General features: G+C 49.8%; 11 protein-coding genes. All 11 read left to right on the forward strand.

Annotated elements, in window-relative coordinates:
- Positions 1 to 389: 389 nt before the first annotated feature.
- Positions 390 to 2,237, forward strand: a complete 1,848-nt coding sequence (gene edd, locus JK176_RS05490; RefSeq protein ID WP_211586926.1) for a phosphogluconate dehydratase — start codon at positions 390 to 392, stop codon at positions 2,235 to 2,237.
- 12 nt (positions 2,238 to 2,249) lie between these two features.
- On the forward strand, positions 2,250 to 2,873 hold the full coding sequence (gene eda / locus JK176_RS05495; RefSeq protein ID WP_206034835.1) for a bifunctional 4-hydroxy-2-oxoglutarate aldolase/2-dehydro-3-deoxy-phosphogluconate aldolase: 624 nt from the start codon (positions 2,250 to 2,252) through the stop codon (positions 2,871 to 2,873).
- Positions 2,874 to 2,981: 108 nt separating this feature from the next.
- Positions 2,982 to 3,545: a metal-dependent hydrolase gene (locus JK176_RS05500; RefSeq protein WP_211586928.1), complete on the forward strand. Its 564-nt coding sequence runs from the start codon at positions 2,982 to 2,984 to the stop codon at positions 3,543 to 3,545.
- Positions 3,542 to 5,119 carry a bifunctional phosphoribosylaminoimidazolecarboxamide formyltransferase/IMP cyclohydrolase gene (gene purH, locus JK176_RS05505; protein ID WP_211586930.1) on the forward strand — a complete coding sequence of 526 codons (1,578 nt, stop codon included), beginning with the start codon at positions 3,542 to 3,544 and terminating at the stop codon, positions 5,117 to 5,119. The genes JK176_RS05500 and purH overlap by 4 nt, the downstream gene beginning before the upstream one ends.
- Positions 5,116 to 5,466, forward strand: coding sequence for a hypothetical protein (locus JK176_RS05510; protein ID WP_211586932.1), 351 nt, complete (start codon positions 5,116 to 5,118; stop codon positions 5,464 to 5,466). Before purH ends, JK176_RS05510 begins: the two co-directional genes overlap by 4 nt.
- A gap of 138 nt (positions 5,467 to 5,604) precedes the next feature.
- Entirely contained in the window at positions 5,605 to 6,858 is a 1,254-nt protein-coding gene (locus JK176_RS05515; RefSeq protein ID WP_211586934.1) for a flagellar hook-length control protein FliK, read from the forward strand.
- 16 nt (positions 6,859 to 6,874) lie between these two features.
- Positions 6,875 to 7,609: a flagellar hook assembly protein FlgD gene (locus JK176_RS05520; protein WP_211586935.1), complete on the forward strand. Its 735-nt coding sequence runs from the start codon at positions 6,875 to 6,877 to the stop codon at positions 7,607 to 7,609.
- 176 nt (positions 7,610 to 7,785) lie between these two features.
- Positions 7,786 to 9,465 (forward strand): flagellar basal-body MS-ring/collar protein FliF, encoded by a 1,680-nt coding sequence (fliF, locus tag JK176_RS05525; RefSeq protein WP_211586936.1) that lies wholly within the window; start codon positions 7,786 to 7,788, stop codon positions 9,463 to 9,465.
- A 5-nt stretch (positions 9,466 to 9,470) separates the two neighbouring features.
- Entirely contained in the window at positions 9,471 to 10,475 is a 1,005-nt protein-coding gene (locus JK176_RS05530) for a flagellar motor switch protein FliG (protein WP_211587083.1), read from the forward strand.
- Positions 10,475 to 11,131, forward strand: coding sequence for a hypothetical protein (locus JK176_RS05535; protein WP_211586939.1), 657 nt, complete (start codon positions 10,475 to 10,477; stop codon positions 11,129 to 11,131). Before JK176_RS05530 ends, JK176_RS05535 begins: the two co-directional genes overlap by 1 nt.
- A complete protein-coding gene (fliN, locus tag JK176_RS05540; protein ID WP_194262279.1) occupies positions 11,115 to 11,438 on the forward strand; it encodes a flagellar motor switch protein FliN in 324 nt (107 codons plus the stop codon). Before JK176_RS05535 ends, fliN begins: the two co-directional genes overlap by 17 nt.
- Positions 11,439 to 11,441 lie beyond the last annotated feature (3 nt).

Here is an 11,441-nt window from a genome sequence, read left to right on the forward strand (position 1 = left end):
CTGTTCTGACCCTTAGCGGTATTTCATCAGGATAGATCAGACAAATTACCGATCATTTAATGACTGTCGGTCCATTTTGATATTTTTCAGAATCCTCTCCCGTCAGGCAGGGTTTTCTCGCTGCGCGCTGACAGGTCCTGGGGATTGTGACTAACAGATGCAATTCTCTTTATTGCGTACGGAGTTTAATTTTTAGAACTTATCGACGCCATGAAATGATTTATTGAAATAAAAATGAGAATATTGGGGTTTTCATTTGGGGAATGGCTTGCCCTGAAGGAGGGCTTTCCGTATGAACGGGGCCTCAATCACGATACCGTGCCTTGCACCGTAAAGTCGGCCTTTCCGGAGTGCATTGCAGGCATCAGCCGAGTAGCGAGTATTTCCAGATGTCTCTGAATTCCGTCGTCGAGAGTGTGACTGCCCGTATCATCGAGCGTTCGAAAATCTCCCGGCGCCGGTATCTTGCTCTGATGGAGCGCAACCGGGCCAAAGGCGTGCTCCGGCCCAGACTCGCCTGCGGAAATCTGGCTCATGCGATCGCGGCTTCCAGCCCCGACAAGCCGGAGCTGATGCGTCCCACCGGGACCAATATCGGCATCATCACGACCTATAATGACATGCTCTCGGCGCATCAGCCCTATGGGCGCTACCCTGAGCAGATCAAGCTGTTTGCCCGTGAAGTCGGGGCAACCGCTCAGGTCGCGGGTGGTGCGCCGGCCATGTGTGATGGTGTGACGCAGGGGCAGGAGGGGATGGAACTGTCCCTGTTCTCCCGCGACGTGATCGCAATGTCCACGGCGGTCGGTCTGAGTCATGGGATGTTCGAAAGCGTGGCGCTGCTCGGGATCTGCGACAAGATCGTGCCGGGGCTTCTGATGGGCGCCCTGCGTTTTGGTCACCTGCCGACCATGCTGATCCCGGCCGGTCCGATGCCATCCGGCCTTCCGAACAAGGAAAAGCAGCGCATCCGCCAGCTCTACGTTCAGGGCAAGGTCGGACAGGCCGAACTGATGGAAGCGGAAAACGCCTCCTACCACAGCGCCGGAACCTGCACATTTTATGGAACGGCCAATACGAACCAGATGATGGTCGAAATCATGGGCCTGATGATGCCGGATTCGGCGTTCATTAATCCCAACACGAAGTTGCGTCAGGCCATGACCCGTTCGGGCATTCACCGGCTAGCGGAAATCGGACTGAATGGTGAAGACGCGCGTCCTCTGGCGCATTGTGTGGATGAAAAAGCGATCGTGAACGCTGCCGTCGGACTGCTGGCGACGGGTGGGTCGACCAATCACGCTATCCATCTTCCCGCCATCGCCCGCGCTGCCGGTATTCTGATCGATTGGGAAGACATCAGCCGCCTGTCTTCCGCTGTCCCGCTAATCACCCGCGTCTATCCGAGCGGCTCGGAAGACGTGAATGCGTTCAATCGCGTGGGGGGGATGCCAACGGTCATCGCCGAACTGTCGAGCGCCGGAATGCTGCATCAGGACATTCTCACGGTCTCGCGCGGCGGCTTCTCCGACTATGCGCGTCGTGCGTCGCTTGAAGGCGACGACCTTGTTTACAGCCGCGCAAAGCCGTCCACCGACACCGACATCCTGCGTGATGTGACAACGCCGTTCCGTCCGGATGGCGGCATGCGCCTGATGACGGGCAATCTGGGACGCGCGATTTACAAGAGCAGCGCCATTGCGGCGGAACACCTGACGGTCGAAGCGCCTGCGCGGGTGTTTCAGGACCAGCATGATGTCATCACCGCCTATCAGAACGGCGAACTTGAACGTGACGTCGTCGTGGTCGTGCGTTTTCAGGGGCCGGAAGCCAATGGGATGCCGGAACTGCACAAGCTGACCCCGACGTTGGGCGTGTTGCAGGACCGAGGCTTCAAGGTGGCGCTTCTGACGGATGGTCGTATGTCGGGCGCCAGTGGCAAGGTGCCAGCCGCCATTCATGTCGGCCCTGAAGCGCAGGTCGGCGGTCCGATCGCCCGCGTTCGGGACGGCGACATGATCCGCGTCTGCGCCGTGAGCGGCCAGATCGAGGTATTGGTTGACGCCGCCGAATGGGACAGCCGCACGCCAGTCGCTCCGCCGCTCCCGGCATTGGGAACGGGTCGGGAGCTGTTCGCGCTACTGCGTTCGGTGCATGATCCGGCCGAAGCGGGCGGGTCCGCGATGCTGGCCCAGATGGATCGCGTGATCGAAGCCGTCGGCGACGATATTCACTAAGGAAGATTTCTCATGATCGATACTGCCAAACTTGATGCCGTCATGAGCCGCTGTCCGGTCATGCCGGTGCTGGTGGTCAATGACGTGGCGCAGGCCCGTCCGATGGCCGAGGCTCTGGTGGCGGGTGGCCTGTCCACGCTCGAAGTCACGCTGCGGACGCCCTGTGCGCTCGAAGTCATCGAAGAAATGTCCAAGGTGCCGGGTGCCCTCGTTGGTGCGGGGACCGTTCTGAACCCGTCCGATATGGACCGTGCCGTGAAAGCGGGCGCGCGCTTCATCGTCAGCCCGGGCCTGACCGAGGCGCTCGTCAAGGCTTCCGTCGAGCATGACGTCCCGTTCCTGCCGGGTGTCGCCAATGCGGGTGATATCATGCGCGGTCTTGATCTGGGTCTGTCGCGCTTCAAGTTCTTCCCGGCTGTGACGAATGGTGGCATTCCCGCGCTGAAGAGCCTTGCCAGTGTTTTCGGCAGCAATGTCCGTTTCTGCCCGACAGGTGGCATTACGGAAGAAAGCGCCCCGGACTGGCTGGCCCTTCCGACCGTTTCCTGTGTCGGTGGCTCCTGGGTGACGGCGGGCGCGTTCGATGCGGACAAGATCCGTCAGCGCGCAACGGCCGCGGCCCTCCTGAAGGTCTGAACGCGCGCCAATAAACGGTTCACGGGGTCAGTGTTATGCTACGGCTTCCCGTGAACGTTTTATGAACAAATGGTTTGCGGGACGGGCTGAACCAGATCATAAGGGCGCGTGACTGGACGTTCCCATTTATTGATCGGCGGCTTTGCCGTGTTGTGTGCCATGCGCTGGCATGTGCTTTCTCCTGAACCGCTCTCTGTCTGTACGGGCCTGCTGGGTAGTCTTCTGCCTGACATTGATACCGAGCGCTCCATGCTCGGGAGCCGGGTAAAGATCCTTTCCCGCTTTCTGGCGAAAGCCTTTGGCCATCGTGGTCTGACGCATTCGGGCCTGATGCTGCTCGTGGCTGCGGCCGTCCTGAACGGCCTGCTGGGCTCCGAGAGTCTTCGCGGACCATGGGGTGCCCTGCTGCTCGGGGCTGCGACGCATATCGCTGCCGACCTTCCGACGGGAGGGTGCCAGGTCCTTGCGCCCCTAAGCCGTTCGCGACTTTCGCTCTGGCCTTATGTCCGGACTGGCGGCATCGGGGAAATCATGCTTCTTGTGCCCATCCTCTGCCTTCTGGGCTGGGCAGGATTTTCCGGCAATGGCCCTGTTCCGGGCCATGTCCCTCCATCTGCGCATCACTCGCGGTTGCGCGGACATGTTTTGAAGGATATTTCATTCTCATCATGACACAGACCCGACTCCCCGTCCGCCGTGCCCTTCTCTCCGTTTCTGACAAAACGGGACTGATCGAACTGGGGTGTGCGCTCGCCGCCCACGGTGCGGAACTGCTTTCGACCGGGGGGTCCGCCAAGGCTCTTCGTGACGCCGGTCTGACAGTCAAGGATGTCTCGGACCATACCGGTTTTCCGGAAATTCTGGACGGGCGGGTCAAAACCCTCGTGCCTCAGGTCCATGGTGGCATTCTCGGTCGTCGCGATCTGGCCGACCATGTTGCGCAGATGGCAAAGCATGACATTGCTCCGATCGATCTGGTCTGTGTAAATCTCTATCCGTTCGCCGCAACCGTTGCCTCGGGTGCTGGTGACGAAGACTGCATCGAGAATATTGATATCGGTGGCCCCGCCATGATCCGCGCAGCTGCCAAAAACTTCGATCACGTCGCAATCCTAACGGATCCGCAGCAATATGCAGCGGTCATCGCATCGCTGGAGCAGGGCGGTACGGTGCTGGTCGAACGACGCAGCTACGCGGCCTCCGCCTATGCCCATACGGCGGCCTATGACAGTATGATCTCTCGCTGGTTTGCCAAACAGGCTGGCGAAATTCTGCCCCCTGTTCTGACTCTGAGCGGGACACGGGACGATCTGCTGCGTTACGGCGAAAACCCGCATCAGAAGGCGGCCTTTTATCGTGACGGCAGCCAGCGCCCCGGCGTGGCGAGTGCACGGCAGCTTCAGGGCAAGGCGCTGAGCTATAACAACATCAACGACACGGATGCAGCATTCGAAGCTGTCGCCGAGTTTGACGAACCGACTGTGGTCATCGTCAAACATGCCAATCCATGCGGCGTGGCCTCTGCCGCAACGCTGGAGCAGGCCTGGATTGCGGCTCTGCGCTGCGACCCCGTCTCGGCTTTCGGCGGTATCGTCGCCCTCAACCGGACGTTGGACGGCGCAACAGCCCAGAGAATCAGCAAGATCTTCACGGAAGTGATTGTGGCTCCCGATGCCGACGCTGATGCCGTTGAGGTCCTGGCAAAGAAAAAGAACCTGCGTCTGCTGCTCACGCAGGGCGTGCCTGATCCGACGGCCGAGGGGCTGTCGTTCCGTTCCGTCTCTGGTGGTTTTCTGGCCCAGAGCCGTGATGCAGGCCGGGTGACGCAATCCGATCTCAAGGTCGTCACCAAGCGTGCGCCGACGGAGCAGGAAATGAAGGACCTGCTGTTCGCGTTCCGCGTCGCAAAGCATGTGAAATCAAACGCCGTCATTTACGTCCGCAATGGCGCCACGGTCGGCATTGGCGCCGGGCAGATGTCACGTGTAGACAGCGCGCGCATTGCCGCGCGAAAGAGCGAAGATGCGGCAAAGGAAGCCGGAGAGCACGCTCCGCTGACAATCGGATCGGTTGCAGCTTCAGATGCGTTTTTCCCCTTCGCAGATGGTCTTGAGAGCGTCGTTGCGGCGGGTGCCGTGGCTGTCATTCAGCCGGGTGGCTCCATTCGCGATCAGGAGGTGATCGATGCGGCAGACGCAGCCGGGATCGCCATGGTATTCACCGGCATGAGGCATTTCAGACATTGAAAAAGCTCGCTTGCGCCAGCCTGGTTCTGGCTCTGTCCTTTTCTGCAGCGGAAGCTGCCCCCTGTGTCTATGACATGACGCCACTTCCGGTGACCAAGGGGACTGTCGCCAACATCACGCCCACCGGCGTGCAGCTCAGCGACGGTACGGCTGTTATCCTGCCCGCAGAATTTCTGGCGCATATTCATCTGAACCAGAAACTGGCCGTGAGAGGGCTGATCGCAACAGCAACGCATACCGTGCAGGCTCTGGCCCTGGATGGTAATCCCCCCATCTGCCCAAGCACGCCGACGATCCCAAAAGGAGCCTTTCCAGGCTCGCCAGGATACGACACGATCCATCCCTGATCGGCCTACGTTTGGATGTAGTGTCGGGTAATCGTTAAACGCTTTCTTTACGCTTCTTGTGCAATGATTCTCCGGATTGACCGATGCTGGCGGATCCGGAGGCACAAGTTCTTGTCACATGTCACGACATCCGCAGTTATGACGACCACTGGCCTCAGGCGCGTTGACGTTGCTCCTGAGGCGCAACTGGCTTCCAATGAGCGGTTTCACGATTTTCTGGAAAGCTACGTGCATCCGGAAATGCCTAAGCATTCTGAGACCCGACAGAATGCTTCAACTGTTAAACCGCAGCCTGCAAAAATAGAACCTCTTGAATCCCAAGGTCAAACTGCAAAGCAGCCTTCGAAAAGTCTGCCTACACTGGATTCCAAGGTGTCGAGAAAAGTAGTCCCACAATCGGAAGACCATACTCTTCCTACCAAGCAGATGACTGCTCCCAAAAAAGAAGCTCTTCCTGTCGAGGAAAAAGCAGTTTCAGGAAGTGGTAAAGAACAGACACAAGGCAATAAAATTCAAGGCAAAACACTTCAGTCAGTTTCGAGGGATGTTGATAGTAAGTACGCGCCTAATGAAAATCAGAAAATCACGCAAAAAAATTCAGTAAAATCTGAAGAAACTGAGGTTATTGATAATAACCTAATATCCAATCCTGATGCGACCTCTGAGAATTTTAGTGAAGCAGATTTTCCTAAAGAAAATACAAATTTATCAAACAATGATAATTTAGAATTCATTAGTGACAAATCGTCATTTGAAAAAAATGATACAAAAGAAAATATTTCTGTTAAAAACTCGGAAAAAATTACAGAAATAAAAGAAGATTTTATATCTGAAAATATTTCTCCTGTTGATTTAAAGGATGTATCTTCCGAAAAATCAGTCTCTGATGCCTTGGAGGAATTCCCATCCGAAACGGATGCAGAAAACAAAAGTGCTCCTGCCGACGAGGACGAAAAAATTTCTCGGCGAGACAATCAAAATACGCTGCTTTATCAACAAGAAAATGATGGAAAAACAACCACTCATATCGAAATGAACGTTGGTGGAAGTGAAAAAATACACGTAGAAATTGATGGATCTGATGGTAAAGAACATCGAATTCATATCAACACAGATAATTCAGAAGTCTATCAGTCTCTCAAAGACGATCATAGTAAACTGATTGCGGCTTTAACTGATAATTCGATTCCTGTTTCTGGAACGCAGTCCATAGCGAAAGCAGATATCCAGATCAGCCTTTCGGTACCATCCTTTCTTGACATGTCGTCGCGTGACGAGCGTCAAGAGGAGCGTAACCGCTCGTCTGGTAATTTACGGGGTAGTACGCCCGTATCCTCAACATCTGTCACTGAACGGCGTTTTCTCCGAGGCGTTGTCGATCTCACTGTTTGAAAATAGGATTAAAACCATGGTTACTTCAGTTGGAACAACAACTGGAACTACTTCTCTATTAAGTCAGGCAATAAGCGCTGCGAAAAGCAATGCGGCAACAAATGCCGCAACAGCCTCGAATACCACAACAAGCAGCGCAAGTAGTTCTTCGTTGTCTTCTTTGGGTGGAAACTTTAATCAGTTTCTTACGCTGCTTACGACACAATTGCAGCATCAAGACCCTAGTAATCCAACAAGTACGGACTCATTCACAGCTGAATTAGCCCAATTCGCCGGGGTGCAACAGCAGGTCGAAACCAATACAAACCTGACGAGCTTGATTTCCGCCACCCAGGATAATCAGATGGCTTCAGCTGTCAGCCTTATCGGAAAAACAACTACGGCAAGCACGTCCAGCCTGCCATTACAAAGCGGGAGCGCGTCGTTGTCATTCACAGCCCCTCAGGCTGGTGATGTGGCGATTGCGATAACTGATAGTACAGGAACCGTCGTCAAATCAGAGACAGTCGATGCCTCGGTTGGAACGAATACATGGACATGGGACGGTAAAAACAACAGTGGCACGCAGTTAAGCAATGGAGCTTATACTGTGGCTGTAGAGGGAAATTCTACGGACGGAACCACTGTTGCTCTTCCGACAACGATTACAGGAACTGTTACCGGTGTTTCAAAAGGAACTTCGGGAGTAAATATTGATATGGGAAGCGCGACGATCAACATGAGTGATCTGACCGGATTTTCAAGCACCTGATTTCGAGAGGCGGTGAGGCCGCTTGTTAGTCATGTATTAAGGTTTTTGTTCCACAATGGAGTTCATCAAAAGTAAGGTTTTTAGGGATAAGTGAGTATGTGGGCAGGACAGAGAGGTTTTTCTGACGGGAATCGCAACGATCTCGATTCTCTGAAAAACCGGAAAGAGAGCAATCAGTGAAAGCTCTTCTGGCAAACCTCAAACAGCTCGGTCTCCCACGTCTTGCTGCTCTTGGTGGTGTTGGCGTCTCAATGCTTGTCCTGCTGGGCGTTTTAGTCCTGCACGGCGTCAACGCCACGAATGGCCTTTTGTATCGAGATTTAGAACCTCATGAAGCTGGTGAAATTGTAGATCAGCTTTCAAAAGCTCACATTAAATACCGTCTTCAGGATCAGGGTAGTACAATCATGGTACCTGATGATGATGTGGCCCGTGCTAGATTGCTTCTGGCTAAAGGCGGTTTGCCGTCTGGAGGGTCCGTTGGATACGAGATCTTTGATAAGGGTAACAGCTTCACTGCAACTCAATTTGAACAAACTATCAATGAAACTCGGGCGCTAGAAGGAGAATTAGAGAGATCTATTCGCCTGATTCACGGGGTACAGAATGCAAGAGTGCACCTTGTGCTTCGTCATAGAGAGCTTTTTTCAACAGATGAGCAGAGCGCGCAAGCAAGCGTGCTTCTCTCCATGGATGGGGGGCGTAGACTCGATGAGGAAAATATCGCCGCAGTAGTCAATCTTGTCGCGGCAGCGGTTCCGGGGTTGGATGCTCATAATATTTCATTGATAGATAACCGTGGCCATGTCCTTCTTAAACAGGGAGAAGGAAGCGCGAACGGTGGCGAGTCCTTGGAAGAACAACGCCAGATAATTGAGCAACGTATCGCACATGAAGTTGAGGACTTACTGGGAGCGTCCTTGGGTCCAGGACATGTGCGTGTGGAAGCAAATATTACGATGAACAATGATCATGTTCGTGAAACGCAAGAAAATTACGATCCTGATCAGCAGGTTTTACGTTCTCAGCAAACTAAAACAGAAAAAAATATCAATACTCAAGGTTCTAGTAATACAACGGTTTCGAATAATCTTCCGAACGCAAATGCGGGTCAGCAGCAAAATGGAAGTCAAAGCAATCGACAAGAGCAAACAAATAACTATGAAATAAGTAAGACTGTTCGTACTTTAGTGCAGGACCAACCGCGTATTGCACGCATCAGCATGGCAGTGATGGTGGACGGCATTAGTCAGTCGGATGGAAAGGGTCATTCTTCTTGGCAGCCGCGTAATGAAGAAGAATTGAACCGTTTAACAGCTTTAACTAAAAGTGCCGTTGGTTTCGACCAGGCTAGAGGGGATGTGGTAACGGTCATGTCCATGAAATTTAGTAATATAGAAGCTGAAATGCGGCCCGTAAATTCGGATTGGAGTAAATTTTTCAGCCGTTCAAATCAAATGGAAGCTGTAAGATTCTCATTGTTTGCGATATGCCTTGCAATGGTTTTGTTTTTTGTTGTCCGCCCATTATTGAAGCCTGTATCTAATAATAATTCTAATAAGTTATTTAATTCATCAAATTCTGCTGAGTCAATTCAACCAATGTCTTTATCGTCTCAAAATTCAATTTATTTGTCCGATAATCAATCTGAAATACAAAAAATTCCAATGCTTGAAGTTTCTAATAAAGGAACGAATTTAATTGATGAAGATACTGTATTTGTCAATGGTGTACAGGGAAAAATTAGGGCTTCTTCCGTACAAAAAGTTATAGATCTTATAGAAACTCACCCTTCTGAAAGTATTTCTTTGGTAAGAGGATGGTTGATTCCATCTCAGGAAGGAGCATCGAGATAATGGATATGGAAAAAAATATCTCAGGTGTACAAAAAGCAGCCATCTTGATGATGGCCTTAGGTGAAGAAAATTGTTCTAAGTTGTTTGAACAAATGCATGAGGAAGAAATCAGAGAAGTTTCTTCTGCAATGGCTCAATTAGGTATTGTATCATCCAATCTCGTAGAAAAAATATGCCATGAATTTAGTCAAGGATTAGGCTCGGCTGAAGGAGTGGTTGGGGATCTTGAAAGCACAGAAAAGCTTCTTAAAAACGCACTGCCCGCCAGCAGAGCTGCCGCAATCATGGAAGAAATTCGGGGTCCTGCAGGGCGCACGATGTGGGATAAGTTGGGGAATGTATCAGAATCAGTGCTCGCAAATTATTTAAAAAATGAATATCCACAAACAGTAGCTGTTATTCTAAGCCGGATTAAATCTTCGCATGCTGCTAAAGTATTGGCACTTTTCCCTGAAGAATTTTCATTAGATATTATGATAAGAATGTTAAAAACAGAAACTGTACAAAAAAACGTAATTCAAAGTATAGAAAAAACTTTGCGATCAGAATTTATTTCTAATATTCCGAGAGGAATAAATCGTAATAGCCATGAAGTTTTAGCTGATATATTTAATAATTTTGATAGAAGACTCGAAAATAGATTTATGTCGGCTTTGGAAGAGAGAAGTCAAATTGATGCCGAACAAATTAAGAGTCTTATGTTTACCTTCGAAGAGTTGGTGAATCTTTCTGGAGAAGGTTTGATCACCTTGTTGAACCAGCTTCCTCGTGAGAGCCTGCCATTAGCACTTAAAGGAGCAAGTGATAGGTTGCGTCAAGCGTTTCTAGGAGCGATGTCTGAACGTGCAGGACGTATCCTACTGGATGAAATCGAAGATTTGGGGCCTGTGCGGGTAAAGGATGTCGATATAGCTCAAAATGAAATTCTCATTATCGCTAAAGACTTAGTTGATCGCGGAGAAATTGATCTGATAGATCAAGAAAAACCAGAAAATGAGATGATTGTTTGATGACTAGGAAAACATTGGCAGAGCAAAAAAAAATAGGAATTTTGTATTCTGAGGATTTTGAAAAAACTTCTATTGAAAAGATAATAATAAAAATACCTGAAGATTCTTCAAATATAGAAAAAGAAGAGTTATTTTCAAAATCGTGTTTAGATAAATACTATGAAGATGGCTTCCAGAATGGAATAAAAGAAGAAAAAAAGAATAATAACATAGAAAAAGATTTTATAGAATCATTATTAAACGTTTTCCATTCTATAGAAAAAGAAATTTTAGAACAAAAAAAACAAATTTCTAAAGAAATATCATTCGCGATAATATCTTGTATTGCAAATTTATTTCCTAACTTATATGAAAAATATGGAGAAAAAGATTCTGAAATAATTTTCCAAAAAATGTACCCATTTATAAATAAAAATTCTTATGTAAATTTAAGCTGTTCTAAACAATTTTTCTTTAAAATAGAAGAATTGGTACCAGAATCTTTCAAAGAAACAATAAACCTTAACATTGACGAGGCAATGAAAAATGGGGAATTCAGTATTGTTTGGGGTACGGGATCATTATCTCGGAATTCCAGTAAATATATAGAAGAAATAATTTCTGAGATATTATGTTTTAATAAGGAGCGAAAGGAAGAAAATGCTAGAGAAAGATAAAGACGATTTCGATCTCGAGAAAGAAGATTTTTTATCTTCCGATAGTTTTGAGGTTAAATTTCCTAATGATTTAGAAGCCATTTACGACGTTCCGGTTGCTGTTAGTGTAGTCTTGGGTAGAGCTGCAATGCCTATAAATAAGCTACTCAGGTTAGGACGTGGGGCTGTTGTTGAGTTGGATCGCAAAATTGGCGATCCCATAGATATACTGGTTAATAATCGTTTGATAGCAAGAGGAGAGGTTGTCATGGTCGATGAAACGCGCCTGGGAGTTACAATGACTGAAATCGTAAAGTCTGAAAAATAGTAT

The organism is Gluconobacter sp. Dm-73 (assembly GCF_018256215.1).
GTDB classification, from domain to species: Bacteria; Pseudomonadota; Alphaproteobacteria; order Acetobacterales; family Acetobacteraceae; genus Gluconobacter; species Gluconobacter cadivus.

Coding starts and splice junctions, on each gene's coding strand:
- eda (WP_206034835.1), top strand. CDS start 2,250: ATGATCGATACTGCCAAACTTGATGCCGTCATGAGCCGCTGTCCGGTC.
- fliN (WP_194262279.1), top strand. CDS start 11,115: ATGCTAGAGAAAGATAAAGACGATTTCGATCTCGAGAAAGAAGATTTT.
- edd (WP_211586926.1), top strand. CDS start 390: ATGTCTCTGAATTCCGTCGTCGAGAGTGTGACTGCCCGTATCATCGAG.
- JK176_RS05520 (WP_211586935.1), top strand. CDS start 6,875: ATGGTTACTTCAGTTGGAACAACAACTGGAACTACTTCTCTATTAAGT.
- JK176_RS05515 (WP_211586934.1), top strand. CDS start 5,605: ATGACGACCACTGGCCTCAGGCGCGTTGACGTTGCTCCTGAGGCGCAA.
- JK176_RS05535 (WP_211586939.1), top strand. CDS start 10,475: ATGACTAGGAAAACATTGGCAGAGCAAAAAAAAATAGGAATTTTGTAT.
- purH (WP_211586930.1), top strand. CDS start 3,542: ATGACACAGACCCGACTCCCCGTCCGCCGTGCCCTTCTCTCCGTTTCT.
- JK176_RS05530 (WP_211587083.1), top strand. CDS start 9,471: ATGGAAAAAAATATCTCAGGTGTACAAAAAGCAGCCATCTTGATGATG.